Source organism: Methylobacterium sp. 190mf (genome assembly GCF_900107945.1).
GTDB lineage: Bacteria > Pseudomonadota > Alphaproteobacteria > Rhizobiales > Beijerinckiaceae > Methylobacterium.
Genome location: NZ_FNVI01000025.1, coordinates 1 through 17,336, shown reverse-complemented (window position 1 = coordinate 17,336; position 17,336 = coordinate 1). Strand labels below are relative to the sequence as shown.

At 71.4% G+C, this 17,336-nt stretch carries 19 protein-coding genes and 1 pseudogene; 12 read left to right on the top strand and 8 right to left on the bottom strand.

The window, feature by feature from the left end; genetic code table 11:
- The 8 genes from C4T42_RS24810 to C4T42_RS24775 all read left to right on the top strand — a co-directional run bounded on the left by C4T42_RS24810 (position 1) and on the right by C4T42_RS24775 (position 8,858).
- A complete protein-coding gene (locus C4T42_RS24810; RefSeq protein WP_020095653.1) occupies positions 1-1,497 on the top strand; it encodes a CoA-acylating methylmalonate-semialdehyde dehydrogenase in 1,497 nt (498 codons plus the stop codon).
- A gap of 122 nt (positions 1,498-1,619) precedes the next feature.
- The gene (locus C4T42_RS24805; RefSeq protein WP_020095654.1) at positions 1,620-2,765 is read left to right on the top strand and encodes an isobutyryl-CoA dehydrogenase; all 1,146 of its coding nucleotides are present in this window, start codon (positions 1,620-1,622) and stop codon (positions 2,763-2,765) included.
- Positions 2,762-3,823, top strand: a complete 1,062-nt coding sequence (locus C4T42_RS24800) for an enoyl-CoA hydratase/isomerase family protein (RefSeq protein WP_020095655.1) — start codon at positions 2,762-2,764, stop codon at positions 3,821-3,823. The genes C4T42_RS24805 and C4T42_RS24800 overlap by 4 nt, the downstream gene beginning before the upstream one ends.
- Positions 3,824-4,007: 184 nt before the next feature.
- Positions 4,008-4,901 (top strand): 3-hydroxyisobutyrate dehydrogenase, encoded by an 894-nt coding sequence (gene mmsB, locus C4T42_RS24795; protein ID WP_020095656.1) that lies wholly within the window; start codon positions 4,008-4,010, stop codon positions 4,899-4,901.
- Complete coding sequence (locus C4T42_RS24790) at positions 4,898-5,677, top strand: enoyl-CoA hydratase (protein ID WP_020095657.1); 780 nt, start codon at positions 4,898-4,900, stop codon at positions 5,675-5,677. The genes mmsB and C4T42_RS24790 overlap by 4 nt, the downstream gene beginning before the upstream one ends.
- A gap of 14 nt (positions 5,678-5,691) precedes the next feature.
- Positions 5,692-6,123 carry a hypothetical protein gene (locus C4T42_RS24785; RefSeq protein WP_020095658.1) on the top strand — a complete coding sequence of 144 codons (432 nt, stop codon included), beginning with the start codon at positions 5,692-5,694 and terminating at the stop codon, positions 6,121-6,123.
- 45 nt (positions 6,124-6,168) lie between these two features.
- Positions 6,169-7,902 carry an AMP-binding protein gene (locus C4T42_RS24780; RefSeq protein WP_020095659.1) on the top strand — a complete coding sequence of 578 codons (1,734 nt, stop codon included), beginning with the start codon at positions 6,169-6,171 and terminating at the stop codon, positions 7,900-7,902.
- A 356-nt stretch (positions 7,903-8,258) separates the two neighbouring features.
- The gene (locus C4T42_RS24775; protein WP_020095660.1) at positions 8,259-8,858 is read left to right on the top strand and encodes a transglutaminase-like cysteine peptidase; all 600 of its coding nucleotides are present in this window, start codon (positions 8,259-8,261) and stop codon (positions 8,856-8,858) included.
- A gap of 7 nt (positions 8,859-8,865) precedes the next feature.
- On the opposite strand, the gene C4T42_RS24770 is transcribed toward C4T42_RS24775, so the two are convergent.
- On the bottom strand, positions 8,866-9,123 hold the full coding sequence (locus tag C4T42_RS24770) for a hypothetical protein (RefSeq protein WP_012320711.1): 258 nt from the start codon (positions 9,121-9,123) through the stop codon (positions 8,866-8,868).
- Between the two features lie 319 nt (positions 9,124-9,442).
- On the opposite strand from C4T42_RS24770, the gene C4T42_RS24765 reads away from it, so the two are divergent.
- Complete coding sequence (locus C4T42_RS24765; RefSeq protein ID WP_026605326.1) at positions 9,443-10,150, top strand: transglutaminase-like cysteine peptidase; 708 nt, start codon at positions 9,443-9,445, stop codon at positions 10,148-10,150.
- A 6-nt stretch (positions 10,151-10,156) separates the two neighbouring features.
- On the opposite strand, the gene C4T42_RS24760 is transcribed toward C4T42_RS24765, so the two are convergent.
- The 7 genes from C4T42_RS24760 to C4T42_RS24730 form a co-directional block, all read right to left on the bottom strand.
- On the bottom strand, positions 10,157-10,486 hold the full coding sequence (locus C4T42_RS24760) for a hypothetical protein (RefSeq protein WP_020095662.1): 330 nt from the start codon (positions 10,484-10,486) through the stop codon (positions 10,157-10,159).
- Between the two features lie 146 nt (positions 10,487-10,632).
- On the bottom strand, positions 10,633-10,848 hold the full coding sequence (locus tag C4T42_RS24755) for a DUF3126 family protein (protein WP_007565940.1): 216 nt from the start codon (positions 10,846-10,848) through the stop codon (positions 10,633-10,635).
- Positions 10,849-10,939: 91 nt separating this feature from the next.
- A complete protein-coding gene (gene cysE, locus C4T42_RS24750) occupies positions 10,940-11,791 on the bottom strand; it encodes a serine O-acetyltransferase (RefSeq protein WP_026605327.1) in 852 nt (283 codons plus the stop codon).
- Between the two features lie 225 nt (positions 11,792-12,016).
- On the bottom strand, positions 12,017-12,898 hold the full coding sequence (locus C4T42_RS24745; RefSeq protein WP_020095664.1) for a helix-turn-helix transcriptional regulator: 882 nt from the start codon (positions 12,896-12,898) through the stop codon (positions 12,017-12,019).
- A 343-nt stretch (positions 12,899-13,241) separates the two neighbouring features.
- Positions 13,242-14,204, bottom strand: a complete 963-nt coding sequence (locus tag C4T42_RS24740) for a transglycosylase SLT domain-containing protein (RefSeq protein ID WP_020095665.1) — start codon at positions 14,202-14,204, stop codon at positions 13,242-13,244.
- Between the two features lie 168 nt (positions 14,205-14,372).
- Positions 14,373-15,194 (bottom strand): Cof-type HAD-IIB family hydrolase, encoded by an 822-nt coding sequence (locus C4T42_RS24735; RefSeq protein WP_020095666.1) that lies wholly within the window; start codon positions 15,192-15,194, stop codon positions 14,373-14,375.
- Between the two features lie 4 nt (positions 15,195-15,198).
- A complete protein-coding gene (locus C4T42_RS24730; RefSeq protein WP_051123786.1) occupies positions 15,199-15,765 on the bottom strand; it encodes a gluconokinase in 567 nt (188 codons plus the stop codon).
- Between the two features lie 173 nt (positions 15,766-15,938).
- Between C4T42_RS24730 and C4T42_RS24725 the strand changes: the two genes are divergently transcribed.
- The 3 genes and pseudogenes from C4T42_RS24725 to C4T42_RS24715 form a co-directional block, all read left to right on the top strand.
- A complete protein-coding gene (locus C4T42_RS24725) occupies positions 15,939-16,235 on the top strand; it encodes a DUF3072 domain-containing protein (protein WP_042675243.1) in 297 nt (98 codons plus the stop codon).
- A 181-nt stretch (positions 16,236-16,416) separates the two neighbouring features.
- Positions 16,417-16,665: a hypothetical protein gene (locus C4T42_RS24720; RefSeq protein WP_020095669.1), complete on the top strand. Its 249-nt coding sequence runs from the start codon at positions 16,417-16,419 to the stop codon at positions 16,663-16,665.
- A gap of 261 nt (positions 16,666-16,926) precedes the next feature.
- Positions 16,927-17,336 (top strand): annotated as a pseudogene (locus C4T42_RS24715) (sugar transporter); the annotation flags it as partial.

The window sequence follows — 17,336 nt, the reverse complement described above, 5'->3', positions numbered from 1 at the left end:
ATGCGCACGATCGGGCATTACATCGGCGGCCGGAACGTCGGCGGCGAGAGCGGGCGGTTCGCCGACGTGTTCCACCCCTCGACCGGCGAGGTGCAGGCCAAGGTCGCGCTCGCCAGCAAGGCCGAGATGCGCGCCGCGGTCGAGAACGCCGCAGCGGCCCAGCCGGCCTGGGCGGCGACCAATCCGCAGAAGCGCGCCCGCGTGATGATGCGCTTCCTCGAGCTCATCCGCGGCGAGAACGATTCGCTGGCCGAGCTGCTGGCCTCCGAGCACGGCAAGACCGTGCCGGACGCCAAGGGCGACATCCAGCGCGGCGTCGAGGTCGTGGAGTTCGCCTGCGGCATCCCGCACCTGCTCAAGGGCGAGTACACCGAAGGGGCCGGGCCCGGCATCGATGTCTACTCCCTGCGCCAGCCGCTGGGCGTCGTCGCCGGCATCACGCCGTTCAACTTCCCGGCCATGATCCCGCTGTGGAAATGCGCCCCGGCCATCGCCTGCGGCAACGCCTTCATCCTGAAGCCGTCCGAGCGCGACCCGAGCGTGCCGATCCGCATCGCCGAGATCTTCCTGGAGGCGGGCCTGCCGCCGGGCATCCTCAACGTCGTCAACGGCGACAAGGAGGCGGTCGACGCGATCCTCGACGACGAGGACATCAAGGCGGTGGGCTTCGTCGGCTCCTCGCACATCGCCGAGTACATCTACGTGCGCGCCGCCGAGACGGGCAAGCGCGCCCAGTGCTTCGGCGGCGCCAAGAACCACATGATCATCATGCCGGACGCCGACATGGGCCAGGCGGTCGACGCGCTGATCGGCGCCGGCTACGGCTCGGCCGGCGAGCGCTGCATGGCCATCTCGGTGGCGGTGCCGGTGGGCGAGCAGACCGCCGACCGCCTGATGGAGAAGCTGGTCCCGCGGGTCGAGTCGCTCAAGATCGGTCCCTCGCACGACGGCTCGGCCGATTACGGCCCGCTCGTCACCCGGGAGGCCGTGCAGAAGGTCGCGAGCTACATCGACAAGGGCGTCGCCGAGGGCGCGCAGCTCGCCGTCGACGGCCGCGGCTTCAAGCTCCAGGGCTACGAGAACGGCTTCTACATGGGCGGCTCGCTGTTCGACCGCGTGACGCCCGACATGACGATCTACAAGGAAGAGATCTTCGGCCCCGTGCTCTCGGTGGTTCGGGCCAAGGATTACGAGGAGGCGCTGGCGCTGCCCTCGACCCACCAGTACGGCAACGGCGTCGCGATCTTCACCCAGGACGGCGATGCGGCCCGCGACTTCACCGCGCGGGTCAATGTCGGCATGGTCGGCGTCAACGTGCCGATCCCGGTTCCGATCGCCTACCACACCTTCGGCGGCTGGAAGCGCTCGGGCTTCGGCGACCTGAACCAGCACGGGCCGGACTCGATCCGGTTCTACACCAAGACCAAGACCGTGACGCAGCGCTGGCCGAGCGGCATCAAGAGCGGGGCGGAGTTCTCCATCCCGACGATGCGGTAGAGCGCGACGGCTCGAGGTGGGGCCCGGGTCCCCCTCTCCCGCGCGGGGAGGGGGTACGGCCCGCCTTGGGGCGGCCGATGTGCGTACCTCGCGCGGTGGCTGACGAACATGAGGGAGTGCCCATGAGTTTCGGGCTCGACGAGGACCGGACCGCGATCCGCGAGATGGCCCTCGGCTTCGCGGCCGAGCACATCGCGCCGCACGCCCTCGACTGGGACCGCGACAAGACCTTCCCGGTCGAGACCCTGCGGGAAGCGGCCGCCCTCGGCATGGCGGGCATCTACGTCCGCGAGGATGTCGGCGGTTCCGGCCTGTCGCGCCTCGACGCGACGCTGATCTTCGAGGCGCTCAGCACCGGCTGCCCGACCGTGGCGGCGTTCCTGTCGATCCACAACATGTGCGCCTGGATGATCGACGCCTACGGCGACGACGATCAGCGCCGCCGCTGGCTGCCGTCGCTCATGGGCATGGAGCGGATCGCCAGCTACTGCCTCACCGAGCCGGGTTCGGGCTCCGACGCTGCGGCGCTCCGCACCCGCGCCGAGCGGGACGGCGACCATTACGTGCTCTCCGGCGAGAAGCAGTTCATCTCGGGCGCCGGCGCCAGCGACCTCTACGTCTGCATGGTCCGCACCGGCGAGGCCGGCCCGGCGGGGATCTCCGCGATCGTGGTCGAGAAGGGCACGCCCGGCCTGTCCTTCGGGGCCGACGAGCGCAAGATGGGCTGGAACGCCCAGCCGACCCGCGCGGTGCGCTTCGACGGCTGCCGTGTGCCGGTGGGCAACCGCCTCGGCGCCGAGGGCCAGGGCTTCAAGATCGCCATGAGCGGCCTCGACGGGGGGCGGCTCAACATCGCGGCCTGCTCGCTCGGCGGCGCGCAGGCGGCCCTCGACAAGGCGCTCGCCTACATGGGCGACCGCCGCGCCTTCGGGGCGAGGCTCACCGACTTCCAGGCGCTGCAGTTCCGCCTCGCCGACATGGCGACGAGCCTGGAGGTGTCACGCACCTTCCTGCGGCACGCGGCCGCCGCGCTCGACGCCAAGGACCCGGCCGCGACCCAGCTCTGCGCGATGGCCAAGCGCCACGTCACCGACGCGGCCTTCGAGGTCGCCAACCAGGCGCTCCAGCTTCACGGCGGCTACGGCTACCTCGCCGAGTACGGCGTGGAGAAGATCGTCCGCGATCTGCGCGTGCACCAGATCCTCGAGGGGACCAACGAGATCATGCGGCTGATCATCGCCCGCGGGCTGACCGGGGGCCGCCGATGAGCGACGTGATCGTCGAGCGTGTCGGCGCCCTGGGCCGGCTGCGGCTCAACCGGCCGAAGGCCCTCAATGCCCTGACCCACGGCATGGTCGGCGAGATCGACCGGGCGCTCGACCGGTTCTCGGCCGATCCGGGCATCGCCGCGGTGCTGCTCACCGGGGAGGGCGAGCGCGGCCTGTGCGCCGGCGGCGACCTGCGCTCCCTCTACGACAGCCCCGACACCGCCTTCGCCGAGACCTTCTGGCGGGACGAGTACAGGCTCGATGCGCGCATCGCCGCCTACGAGAAGCCCTTCGTGGCGGTCATGGACGGCATCACCATGGGCGGGGGTGTCGGGCTCGCGGGCCACGCCGCGCACCGGATCGTCACCGAGCGTTCCCGCGTCGCCATGCCGGAGACCGGCATCGGCTACCTGCCGGATGTCGGCGGAACGTGGCTGCTGCCGCGCGCGCCCGGGGAACTCGGCACCTATCTCGGCCTGACCGGCGAGCCGGTCGGCGCCGCCGACGCGATCTTCTGCCGGCTGGCCGGCGCCCTGGTGCCCTCCGCGGGTCTGCCTGACCTGATCGACGCCCTCGTGGCGGTCGACCCGGATGCCGGGCAGGCGGGCGTGCGGGACGCGATCGCACGGCTCGCCCGTGATCCGGAGCCGGCACCGCTCGCCGCGCACCGGGCGGTGATCGACCGCTGCTTCGCCTTCGACATGGTGGACGAGATCCTGTCGGCCCTGGCGGCGGACGGCTCGGACTTCGCCGCCGCGACCCGGGCGACGCTCCTGACCAAGGCGCCGTCGAGCCTCGTCCTGACGCTGTGCCTCCTGCGGCTCGGCCGCGGCGCGCCGAACCTGGAAGCCTGCCTGGAGCGCGAGTTCCACGCCTCGCTGGCCCTGCTGGCGGAGGGCGATTTCCGCGAAGGCATCCGCGCCGCGGTGATCGACAAGGACAAGAGCCCGCGCTGGAACCCGCCGACCCTCGACGCGGTCGATCCGGCGCGGATCGCCCGCTGGCTGGAGAAGCGGGCGGAGCCGGTTTTTTCGGAATCGCGCACGGGGCCGGTGTGATGACGCATCGCTCGTTCCCACCCACACCCTCATCCTGAGGTGCCGAAGCGTAGCGTAGGCCTCGAAGGAGGGCTCCAGAAGCCGCCGTGATTCCTGGAGCCCTCCTTCGAGGCCCGCGTCGCGGTCACTTCAGATGAGGACGCGGGTGGAAGACGCGAACGACAGCAATCAAGGGAGAAGCAGGATGGCGCAGACCATCGGGTTCATCGGTCTCGGCAACATGGGCGGGCCCATGGCGGCCAACCTCGTGAAGGCGGGCCACACCGTGCGCGGCTTCGACTTGGTGCCGGCCTCGCTGGAGGGGGCGCGCGCCGGAGGCGTCGCTGTCACCGGCTCGGCCCTGGAGGCGGCCCAAGGGGCGGACGTCGTCATCACCATGCTGCCCGCCGGGCGGCACGTGGTCGAGGTCTGGACGCAGCTCGCCGAGGCCCTGCCCGCCGGCACGCTCCTGATCGATTCCTCCACGGTCGACGTCGAGAGCGCCCGCAAGGCCCACGCCCTCGCCGAGGCGCGGGGCTGCCTGTCGGTGGACGCGCCGGTCTCCGGCGGCACCGGCGGCGCGAAGGCCGGGACGCTGACCTTCATGGCCGGCGGCGCCGCGGCCGCCTTCGCCAAGGCCGAGCCGCTGCTGAAGGCGATGGGCAAGAACGTGTTCCATTGCGGCGATGCCGGCGCCGGGCAGGCGGCCAAGATCTGCAACAACATGATCCTCGGCATCTCGATGATCGGCGTCAGCGAGGCCTTCGCGCTCGGCGAGAAGCTCGGCCTGTCGCACCAGGCGCTCTACGACGTGGCCTCGGTCTCCTCGGGTCAGTGCTGGTCACTGACCACCTACTGCCCGGTGCCGGGTCCGGTGCCGACCTCGCCGGCCAACAACGGCTACAAGCCGGGCTTCGCCGCCGCGCTGATGCTCAAGGACCTCCGACTCGCTCAGGCCGCCGCCATCGCCGCGGGGGCGGCGACGCCGCTGGGCGCGGAGGCCGCGCAGATCTACGGCCTGTTCGAGGGCGCGGGCCACGGGGGAGAGGACTTTTCCGCGATCATCCGTATGCTCCGCGGGCAGGGAGGCGAGTCGTGAGCGACACGTACGAGACGATCCTGACGGAGACGCGCGGGCGCGTCCTGCTGATCACCCTCAACCGGCCGAAGGCCCTGAACGCCCTCAACGCGCAGCTCACCCGCGAGGTGATCCGGGCGGCGACCGAGGCGGATGCGGATCCGGGGATCGGCTGCATCGTCCTCACCGGCTCGGCGAAGGCCTTCGCGGCCGGCGCCGACATCAAGGAGATGCAGCACGCCACCTACGCGGAGATGTATTCCGGCGACCGGTTCGCCGACTGGGACCGGTTCGTCGCCGTGCGCAAGCCGATCATCGCCGCGGTGGCGGGCTACGCGCTCGGCGGTGGCTGCGAACTCGCCATGATGTGCGACATCATCCTGGCGGCCGACACGGCGCAGTTCGGCCAGCCCGAGATCAAGCTCGGCGTGATGCCGGGGATCGGCGGCAGCCAGCGGCTGACCCGCTTCGTCGGCAAGGCCAAGGCCATGGAGATGTGCCTGACCGGGCGGATGATGGACGCCGCCGAGGCCGAGCGTGCCGGCCTCGTCTCGCGCGTGATCGCGGCCGACCAGCTCCTCGACGAGGCACTGAAGGCGGCCGAGACCATCGCGTCGATGTCGCTGCCGATCGCGATGATGACCAAGGAGGCGGTCAACCGGTCCTACGAGACCACGCTGACCGAGGGCATCCGGTTCGAGCGGCGGGTGTTCCACGCCATGTTCGCCACCAAGGACCAGAAGGAGGGTATGGCCGCCTTCGTAGAGAAGCGGCCGCCCCGGTTCGAGAACACCTGAGCGGGGACCAGGCGATGGATGTGCTGGACCACGACGAAGTCCGGTTCGAGATGGCCTTCCCGCGCGCAATCGTCGCCCAGAAGGCGCGCGGGCGCGAGGAGACCATCAACGAGCACCTCGTGAAGCTGCTCGCCTTCGTGCCCCAACGGACGCGGTCGGTCTGGCGGAAAGAGCTGACGCGCCATTTCCGTTTCCTGGCGGCGCTGCGGGTCAAGCCCGGCGCCAGCCTGATCCCGCTCCGCGATTGGTGGGCATGGCTCTACGCGGATCCGTTCGAACACAACGAGGCCGGCTACACGGCCGGCCTGATCGCGCTGAACGCCGACGATTTCGCCCGCAACGACCGCAGTGTTGGGGCGATTGCCGGGCAGATCCGCGACTTCCACGCCGCCATGGTTCAGCGCCTCGCGCAGGGCGAGGCCGGTGAGGATCTGATCCCGGCCTGAAGACGCCGGGTCGGGATCGGGCAACGAGGACGAGGGGGAACGACCATGCCGAGCTTCCGGGAGGCCCGCGACCTTCTGCTGGCCCATCGCACCGACTACGCCGCCGCCGTCGCGGCCTTCGCGTGGCCGGACCCGGTGCCGTTCAACTGGGCGCTCGACTGGTTCGACGCCGTCCTCGCCGGCCCCGAGAGCCGCGACCGCGCCGCCCTGCGGATCGTCGAGGCTGGCAGCGGGGCCGAGCAGAGCCTCAGCTTCGGCGAGCTCGCGGCACGGTCCAATCAGGTGGCCAACCACCTGCGTCAGCTCGGCCTGAAGCGCGGTGACCACCTGCTCCTGCTGCTCGGCAACGTGCCGGCCCTGTGGGAGACCATGCTGGCCGCGATGAAGCTCGGCGCCGTGGTCATCCCGGCGACCACGCTGCTCACCGCCGACGAGCTCGCCGACCGCCTCGCCCGCGGCCGCCCGCGGGCGATCGTGGCCGGGCCGGAGCAGATCGCACGGTTCGCCGGCCTCGACACGGGCGGTGCCGTTCGCCTCGTCACCGGGGCTCCGACGGAGGGCTGGGCGGCCTACGACGACGCCTTCACGGCCTCGGACAGCTTCGCGCCGGACGCCCCGACCGCCGCCGACGACCCGCTGCTCCTCTACTTCACCTCCGGCACCACGGCGAAGCCGAAGCTGGTGCGCCACAGCCACCGCTCCTACCCGGTGGGCGCGCTCTCGACCATGTACTGGCTCGGGCTGCAGCCGGGGGACGTGCACTGCAACGTCTCCTCGCCGGGCTGGGCGAAGCACGCGTGGTCCTCGTTTTTCGCGCCCTGGAATGCCGGCGCGACGATCCTGGTGATCAACCAGGCGCCGTTCAACGCGGCCGCGCTGCTGGCGCAGCTGGAGCGCACCGGCGCCACCACGCTCTGCGCGCCGCCGACCGTCTGGCGGATGATCATCCAGGAGGACTTGTCCGGGAAGCGGCTCGCCCTGCGCGAGGTCTGCGCGGCGGGCGAGCCCCTGAATCCCGAGGTGATCGAGCGCGTGAAGAGCGCCTGGGGCCTCACGATCCGCGACGGCTACGGCCAGACCGAGACCACCGCGCTCATGGCCAACACGCCGGGGCAGCCGGTGGTGCCGGGCGCCCTGGGCCGGCCTCTCCCGGGCTACCGGGTGCGCGTCCTCGACCTCGACGGTCAGCCGGCCACCGAGGGCGAGGTCTGCCTCGAACTCGGGGCCCACCGGCCCGCCGGCCTGATGCAGGGCTACGACGACGGCCAGGGCAACCTGTCGGGCGCGGCCGGCGACCTCTACCACACCGGCGACGTCGCCTTCGTGGACGAGCAGGGCTGCTACACCTTCGTCGGCCGCGCCGACGACGTGTTCAAGTCGTCGGGCTACCGGATCAGCCCCTTCGAGCTGGAGAGCGTGCTGATCGAGCACCCGGCCGTGGCCGAGGCGGCGGTGGTGCCGGTGCCCGACCCGATGCGCCACACCATCCCGAAGGCCTACGTGTCCCTGGTGGCCGGAGCCAGCCCCGGACCCGAGACGGCGCTCGACATCTTCCGGTTCACCAACGCCCGGCTCGCGACCTTCAAGCGCCTGCGCGGGCTCGAATTCGTCACCGATCTGCCCAAGACGATCTCGGGCAAGATCCGGCGGGTGCAGCTCCGCCGCCTGGAGCACGAGGGCATCACCGAGGACCCGCACCGGGGCCGCGCCTACACGCAGGCGGACTTCCCGGAGCTGAAGGGCGAGGCCGAGCGCAAGCTCGACCAGACGGCGGGCTGAGCGTTTCCACCCCGTGATCGCGGGCGCAGCGAGGCTACCCAGGGCAGCGCGCCATCGGTCGGCTTGGCGCAGTCTTGGTGTGCCTCTCTGCGCTCGCGATGGCGGCTGCGCGCCTGAGGACTCAGGTCCCCGGGTGACGAACCCTCAAGGTTTCCGGTTTCCGAAGCCGAAGCCGCCGATTTACAAGGGTTCTCAAGTCTCCCGTCGACGCTGTCGCGCGTGAGCGGGCCCGCGCCGGCAGATCGGTAAAATTGCGCGCATCCGCTTCAGCGCCGCGGAGGCTCTGCGGCGCAATCCTGTCCTCAACAACGGGGACGGGTTCGATGGGCGCGGCGCTTCTCAGGACGGTTCGGGGGATGCTGGTCGGAGCGGCGACGCTGCTCGGCCTCGCCGCTCCGGTTCAGGCGCAGACGCTGGCGAGCCTGCCCGCGGACGTGGGCGCCAAGATCCTGGGCGACGCCAAGCCGATCGCGGCGTGGGTGACGTTCTGTCAGAATTACGCGGCGGAGTGCGCGCTGGACCGGGGCGAGCCGGCCCGGATCAGCCTGACGCCCGCCACCTGGGCGACGATCGTGTCGGTGAACCGGCGGGTCAACAAGGCGATCGAGCCGATGACCGACCAGGACCACCTGCACGTGGCCGACCGCTGGGACCTGGCCGAGGACGGCATCGGCGACTGCGAGGACTTCCAGCTGCTCAAGCGCCACATGCTGGCCGAGGCCGGCCTGCCGCGGCGGGCGATGCGCATGACCGTGGTGATCGACGAGAAGGGCGAGGGCCACGCCGTGCTGACCCTGATCACCGACCGCGGCGACCTGGTGCTCGACAACAAGACCAGCGCGATCCTGCCCTGGCACAAGACCGGCTACGTGTTCATCAAGCGCGAGAGCCAGGACGCCGTCGCCTGGGTCTCCCTCGGCGGCGTCACCTCCCCGGTCACCACTGCAAACCGGTGACGCGGCCTCAGGCCGCCCGGCTCAGCGACGGCTGGGCGAGGCTCGCCACGTAGGACTCCACCCGGCCGATGAAGGCCGCGAGATGCGGGGCGACGCCCCGGAGACTGGCGAGATCCCGGACCAGGATGTCCCGCGACAGCGCCCTGTCGCCCTCGCTCGGCGCGTCGGCGAGGTAGGAATCGACCGCGTGCTCCGCGATATTGATCGCGCCGGCCCGACCATCTTCGGCGAGCGCTCTGATCACCTGCTGGATGGCGGGCTGCATGGCGGGTCCTTTCCTGGGGTGCGGCCCCGTCGGCGACGGGCTGGCCGGCTTCACGCGTCTCGATCGAGCCCGCCGCGAATCCCCCGTGCGAGCCGTGCTGAGAAGCCGGCAAAGCTGACCTGAATCAAGGCCTTCCGAGAAGGCGCAGAGCGGCTATTCACTCAGTGCATACGGTTTCGGCCAGCCCCGCGGATGCAACACTCTCTTAAATCGGAACCGATACGGCTCCCCGCGCGTTAGCTGCCTCGCCCTGACCCATTGTGCGTCGCACGTGGCCGTGTCACCCTTCCGTCATCATCGGGCGGCGGGGGCTTGAACCATGCGGCACGCGGATGGCGGTATCTCGTGTCAGGTCTTCGGCCCGCTCCGTTGGCGCGGGTGGACGCACGCGGCGTGCCGCGCGCGGCAGGCGGCGAGTTTCGCCCTGCTCGGCACGATCCTCGCGATGGGCGGCGCCACGACCCACGCCCACGCGCGGCTGGTCCTGCCGGATCAGGTGACCGCCGCCGAACCGACCGGGCCGGTGCGGGCGATCGCGGGCTGGACGGATTTCTGCGCCCGCACGCCTCAGGAATGCACGGTCGACACGGCCGAGCCGGCCGAGATTTCCCTGACCGTGGCGGTGTGGCGGACCCTGCAGAGCGTCAACCGCCGCGTGAACGCGCGCATCCGGCCGATCACCGATCAGGCGCATTGGGGCGTCGTCGACCGCTGGGACTTCCCCGATGACGGGTTCGGCGATTGCGAGGATTACCAGCTGCTGAAGCGGCGGATGCTGGTGGAGCGCGGCCTGCCGCGGCGCGCCCTGCTGATGACCGTGGTGATCGACGAGACCAACGAGGGCCACGCGGTGCTGACGGTCCGGACCGACCGCGGCGACTTCATCCTCGACAACAAGACCGACGCGATCCGCTCCTGGCGCCGCACCGGCTACAACTTCATCAAGCGGGCCGGCCAGGACGGCGCGGCCTGGGTGTCCCTGGAGGGCAAGGACGGGACCGCGCAGGTGGCCACCGCCGAGCCCTGAACCCGATCAGGCGCCCACCAGCATCGCGGCGAGGTCGAGGGCGACGCGGCCGGAGAGCAGGCTCCAGCCGCACGCGATGACCGTCGCCAGCATCACGAACGGGATCGGGCGCCCCTCGATCCGCCGGCCGCGCACCGTGTTGCGCAGGATGATGAACGGCGCCGAGAAGGCCAGCATCGGCAGGGCGGCGACCGCCGGCAGACCACCGCGCTCCAGCAGGCTGAAGCTCGCCCGCCGCGCCGCGAACAGCTCGAAGGCGCTGGCGATCAGGCCGGACAGCGCCAGTCCGATGCAGAGGGTCCGGATCGACTCGAGGGCGACGGGCGTGAGGACCATTATTCGCGCTCCTGATACAGGTTGCGCGCACTGTACTCACGCCGTTTACCGGTTGTTAAGCACGAGTCTTCGTTAGCGTTAATCCGTGCACAGGTGCGGCCGGCGGGACCCGATCCGGGACGCGGGTCCGGCCGGAGCGCGGGGCCTCAGGCCTCTTCCTCGAGATCGATGTCGAGGATCGCCATCCGGAAGACGAAGGAATCGTCGCCGTCCTCCTTGTCGTCGGCGATCACGCCGATCGACTCCTCGCCGATGAACACCTCGGCGGAGTCGCCGGTCTTCATCGCGGTAAGGCGGATATTGTTGTTCGCGAACTTGCGGCGCAGATAGTCCTGAAGCTTCGCGGTCTCGGCTTTGGTCACGCTGGTCGATCTCCCCTGGCGGCGCTGGCGCCGCGGATGGGCCGAGGGCTTGCCACGCCGCGGGCGGAGCGGCAAGCGCGACGGCCCCGGGTCAGATCCCGTCGCCCAGGTGGATGAACTGATCGAGGGCGACGAGCTGGTCCATCGCCCGAGCCGGATCGTCGCAGCCGGCGGTGCCGACCACGCGCGCCGGCACGCCGACGACCGTCGTGTTCGGCGGTACCGGCCGCAGCACCACCGAGCCCGCCGCCACTCGGGCGCAGGCTCCGACCTCGATGTTGCCCAGGATCTTGGCGCCGGCGCCGATCATCACGCCGCGGCGGATCTTGGGGTGGCGGTCGCCGCGCTGCTTGCCGGTGCCGCCCAGGGTCACGGCGTGGAGGATCGACACGTCGTCCTCGATCACCGCGGTCGACCCGACCACGAGGCCGGTGGCGTGGTCGAGGAAGACGCCCCGACCGATCCGCGCCGCCGGATGGATGTCGCACTGGAACACCTCCGAGACCCGGCTCTGGAGGTAGAGGGCGAGGTCGCGCCGACCGCGGTTCCAGACATGGTGGGCGAGGCGGTAGGCCTGCAGGGCGTGGAAGCCCTTGAAGTACAGGACCGGTTCGAGGGCCCGGAGCGTCGCCGGATCCCGGTCGATCACCGCGCCGATATCGGCGCGGAACGCCTGGCCGATTCCGGGATCGACCGTGATCGCCTCGTGGAAGGCGTGGGCGACGAGTTCGGCCGGGAGCGACGGGTGCCCGAGCCGCGCCGCGACCCGGTGGGAGACCGCGCCTTCCAGCGTGGTGTGGTTCAGGATGGTGGCGACGATGAAGGAGGCGAGCTGCGGCTCGGTCCGCAGGACATCCTCCGCCTCGTCCCGCAACCGCGACCAGACCGGGTCGACGACCGCGAGGTCATGCGATGGGTGAGTGAAGGCAGGACTGGCGCTCATAGTCGGATGCTCATGTCCGGGACTTCGCAGGGTCTGCCGGTCGCGCGTGGGGCGGGGCCGGTCCAGCGCCCGCTCGGCGGGGTGGTTGTCCCGCCCGGAGAGACGGCAGCGGCGGCGACGGACCGCGGGTACTGCCCTAGCGTGGTGCGCTGCACCGCGGCGATCAAGGGCCGGCGCGGCCCAGGGGTCGCATCGGTCGCATGGCTGTCAGCGAACGCGGGCGGGTCAGTCCGCCAGCGGCACGCCCTGCCCGAACCGCGCCTCGATCGCCGCCGTCAGGCGGTCCAGCATCGTCTGGACAGGGATGTTGGAGGTGTCCACCGTCGCCGGGGCCCGGGCGTAGAGCGGCTCGCGGCTCGCCAGCACGGCGCGCAGCTCCTGCATCGCGGAGGCGTGGTCGCCCGTCGTGGCGAGGTGTCCCTGCTCGCGGACGCGGCTCATATGCTCCTCCGGCCGGGCGCGCAGCCAGATGGTGTAGAACGCCTGGAGGAGCAGATCGTAGGTCAGCGGTTCCGCGACGATGCCGCCGCTCGTCGCGAGGATCAGCGGCCCGGGATGCTCGGTCAGGCGCCGCAAGGCCGCCTGCTCGAGCCGGCGGTAGCCTTCCTGGCCGTAGATCGCGAAGATCTCCTGGACCGAGAGGGCGTTCTCCCGCTCGATCTCGGCGTTGAGCTCCACGAAGGTCCAGCCGAGGCGCTCGGCCGCGAGCTTGCCGAGGGTCGACTTGCCGGCGCCGCGCAGTCCGGTCAGCGCCACGCGCGGCCGGTTGCTCGATTCGGGCCGGCTGCCGCCGGACAGGGCCTCCTTGGCGGCGACGATCTGGGCCGGGCTCGCCTGGGCGAGGAGGTCGCGCACCACGGGCCAGTCGGGCAGCGCGTCGTTGCCGGTGATCAGGTCGTCCAGCCGCACACCCATGGCGTTCGCCACCCGCCGCAGCAGGATGATCGAGACGTTGCCCTGGCCGCCCTCTAGCTGCGCGATGTAGCGCTCGGACAGGCCCGAGGTCTGCGACAGAACCTTGCGCGACAGCCCGCGCACGGTGCGCGCGTGCCTGACGCGTCGCCCGAGGTCCGTGAGAAAGAGAGATTCCTGTTCCACGCCGGTCATGGCGCCGTCCGCTTTCCTGCCAGCTCGAAAGCAGAGTCCGTGCCCTGCATGCCTGCCGCTTCGAGATCCATCGCGCTTTGGCGTTCCGCCAGACAGGAAGCTGCCTGAGAACGTGCGCGTGTAGACCGGCGTTTCCTGCCCTGAGATCCGTCGTGCGCCACCCGCGTACGGCCGCTGTCTCGCGGCGCCGGTCCGTACCGTAACGATCCAACCACGTTGCTGGCGTGGCGCCTATGTGTTGCGGATCGACCCGATGGTCAAGCCTTGGGCATGATCCTTGTGTGGGCAGAAGGCCCGGCCGGGCGGGCGATCGGCGGTCTGCGCCCGCGCCGGAGAGGGCGCGCTACTCGACCGGCAGGGCCGTGGCCTCGCGCACCGGCGCGGCGGCCGGAGCGCGCCGCGGCGTCGCGGCGGCGAGCATCTGGAGCGACGGACGGCGCGGCGGCAGCGGCACCTCGACCGCCTCGACCGCCGCCTCGGTGGCCGGTGCCGAAGCGGCCGCGGGGGTCATCGGGGTGGCGGCCGCCGCGGGCTGCGGCGAGAGCCGGAGTTCCGCCATCTGCGCCGGCGAGGCCTCCGCGCTCCCGAGGGCGGTGGGTCGGCGCGGCGGCAGCGGCACCTCTACGGCGGGAACCGAGGCGGCCTGCGGGGCGGCCGGGGTCGCGCCCGCGGCCGGGTCGATGGACAGGCTGGCGAGTTCGACCGCGGCGCCGGCCAGGGCGGCGGGCCGGCGCGGCGGCAGCGGCACCTCGACGGTCTCGGTCGGAACCTCCGCCACGGCGGCGGCCGTCGGCGCGTAGGCCAGGGCGGCCGCGGGGTTGGGTTTGGAGTCGGCGACGCCGCCGCCGAACAGGCTCGCGAGGGCGCTGGCCGACGCCGCCACGGGGGCGACCACCGAGGCGACCTCGGTGGAGATGCCCTGGCGCTTGGCGGCGTAGTAGTAGCCGCGGTTGTAGTACTGGTAGGCCTGGGCGACGTTGCCCTTGGCCGTGCGGTAGGCGCCCGCCAGATAGGCCACGCCGTAGCGCAGGTTGGTCTCCGGATCGTACAGGCCGGCGGCGTCGCCGGTGTAGCCCATGCCGCGCGCGGTCGCGTGCTTGATCTGCATGAGACCCAGGGCGCTGCCGCCCTTCGCCCGCGGATTGTAGTTGCTCTCGCGCTTGACCACGGCGTGCACGAAGCTCGCCGGAACGCCGTTCGCCTTCGCCTGCTGCTCGATCAACGCGTCGATATTGTCGCGCGCGCCCTGCCCGAAGGCGGCTGCGGGCGCGACCGCGAGGACGGCGGCCAGGATGAGGCGATGCATTCCGAGACCCGGTGCTGCTTGTTCTGTAGTCAAGCTAGGTCACGGGGAAATGAGGCCGGAAAGCGGCCCCCGTTCGGCAGCCTGTGGGCGGCCGGGGCGACGGGCGTGCTTGTGATCCGCGCGCCACAGGGCGGCGCGCGGACGCGGTCGGCCGGTCTGGGGAGCCGGTCAGGGAAGGATGAAGCGCTCGACCGCGCGGGCGAACCCGTCGGCGTCGTTGCTGTCCGTGACCGCGCTGGCGGCCGCCTGGACGCTCGCCTCGGCATTGCCCATCGCCACGGAGTAGCCGCTCTGTGCGAACATCGGGCGATCGTTCCCGGCATCGCCGAACGTGGCGATCCGCTCGCGCGGGATAGCGAGATGCGCGCTCATCCAGGCGACGAAGCGACCCTTGTCGAGATCGGGCGGGGTCACGTCGAGATAGTACTTCTGCGAGCGGTGGACGGTGGCCCGGCCGGCCAGCGCCGCCGCGATTCGCGTCTCGCAGGCCGCGAGATGGGCGTGGTCGCGGCTGACGCCGACGATCTTGGCGGCCGTACCCATGAGCGTTCCGAGATCCGGCACGACCCGGGGCTCCGCGTCGATCGTGCGGCGCTCCAGGTCGGTGTAGGGACCGTCCGGGTCGCGCAGGCACCACGCGCCGTCGGCGAAGACCCAGACGTCCAGCCCCTCGGCCAGGAGCCGGTCGAGGGCCGCCCGGGCCGCCGGCTCCGGGATGGTCCGCTCCTCGATGATCGACAGGTCCGGCCGGACGACGCTCGCGCCGTTGAAGGCCCCCATCGGCAGGTCGAGGCCGAGCTCCGCCACGAGGCTCCGCAGTCCGATCGGCGGCCGCGCCGAGGCGATGCTGAAGCCGATCCCGGCCGCGCGCAGGCCACGCACGGCCGCCACCGTCGCCGCCGTCAGGCGCTTGTCCCCGGTGACCAGGGTGCCGTCGACGTCCGAGATCACCAGGGCGATCCCCGCGGCCTTGCCGGTACCTGCTGTCATCGCGTCACTCCCCACCCGGATCCCGGCGCGCAGCGGTGGCGAGTTCCGCCACGACCCGGTCGGCAATCGCCTCGGGCGGCTCGAGGATCCCGACGGTGATCGGGTGCTCGTCGGGGCCCGGGACCTCGAGGGTGGCGAACTGGCTGTCCAGGAGATGCGGCGACATGAAGTGACCCTGGCGCTCCGCGAGGCGCCGCGCGATCAGGGCCTTGTCGCCGTCGAGGTAGACGATGCGGACCCGCCGGCTGCCCCGGGTGAGGACGTCCCGGTACGCGCGCCGGAGCGCCGAGCAGACCACCACGCCGGACTCGCCGGCGTCGAGGCGCTGCTGGATCCAGGTCGCGATCCGGGCGAGCCACGGCGCGCGGTCCGCGTCGTCGAGGGCGTGGCCCGCGTGCATCTTCGCCACGTGCTCCGGCGCGTGGAAGCTGTCGCCGTCCACGAAGATCCAGCCGAGCTTCTCGGCGATCAGCGCCGCCACGGTGCTCTTCCCGGACCCCGAGACGCCCATGACCACGAGCACCTGAGCGGCCGTCCCGGCATCGAATGGCGGGTCTGATTGGGACGTCATCCGGACCACCGTGGCTCCGAGGCGCGCCGGGGCGCCGCGCGTCACGATCATGCGGAGCGCGCGCGCGGAAGGGAAGATCGCCGCGCCCGACGTTGCCGCCGTGTGGCAGGAACCGTCGCGCCGCGGGCCGCGTTGACGACCCAGAACGCGAACATTTAGGGAACATGAGTCGCATGGCTACCACCACCGCGAAGGCGACGTCGAAGGCCGATCGGGATTCTGGAGGGCGCCAGGATGCGCGCCAGAACGCGCCGGAGAACCCCAAGACCGACCCGAAGGACGTGTCGAACCAGATCAAGGATCCGGACCAGTGGACCACCGGCGGCGAGCCGATGACCGGCGCGCAGGCCTCCTACCTGAAGACGCTCTCCGAGGAGGCGAAGGAGCCGAAGGCGTTCGATCCCGACCTCGACAAGGCCGAGGCCTCCAAGCGGATCGACGACCTGCGCCACAAGGCCGGCCACGCCTGAGCCGTCGCGGGCGCGCCCTCGCCGGGCGCGCCCGCCGCGCGGGGCGGTGCATATCCCGCCCGGAATCAGCCCGATGCCCTGTTTCGGACACTTCGTTAAGCCGGCGGCAAGCGCGGGCCGGTAACAGCCTTCCGAGCGCGTGAGGCCACGCGGACGGCGGGACGGGAAGGCGCGTTCGACCATGGATGAGCCGGGCGGCGACGGGGCGGGGCGGCGCGCGGTGCGATCCCGGGCGGCGGCCGCCCTGACGGATCGGATCCCTGTCGCGACCGCGCGCTTCGCCCGCGACGTCCGCGGATCCACCGCGACCGAGTATGCCCTGCTCGGGGGCCTGATCTTCCTCGTCGCGGTCGGCAGCATCCGCTACTACGTGTCCCGCGTCAGCGCCGTCTACGGCGACATCACCGCGGCGGTGACACAGGGTCAGTGAGCGGATCGCGCCGGGGCCGTGCGGCCCTGGAGTCGATGGGCCGACTCGTTACCGTCGACAGCGCTCGGATTTGTGTCCCGATATTTCAGCAGCGCGCGCTGCGCCCGGCATTCGTCGTCCCTGTGCCCCGAAAAAGCTGTGCTTAACGAGGATGACTTAGCAGTCTCGGTCGTGGCGGGCGGAGTGTGGCTCACCCGCTACGGACACCTGGGCCGCTATGGGCTAGGCACGGGCTCGGCAATACCGATGGGCAACATCTGGATGCGCAAACTTCCCCTCGTCCTGCTCGCCGTCACGGCGATGTCGGGCTGCACGTACCTGCCCGCGGCGGGTCCGACGGCGAGCGCGATCCAGGCCGGGGCCGAGGTCGCCACGGCCGACGGCGGGATCCTTGCCCGCTACGAGATCATCGACGTCACGCCCTCCGTGGTCGAGGCCCTGCGCGGCCGCCCCCTCGACAGCCTGCTCGCCTCCTTCGGCGACCATCGCCCCTCCTCCGAGCCGGTCATCGGCATCGGCGACATGGTCTCGGTCTCCGTCTGGGAAGCCGGATCCGGCGGCCTGTTCTCCGGACCCCTCGTCGCCGACCGCTTCTCCGCCGGATCCAAGTCCGCCCTCATCCCCGAGCAGCCCGTCGGGCGCGACGGCGCCATCTCGGTGCCCTATGCCGG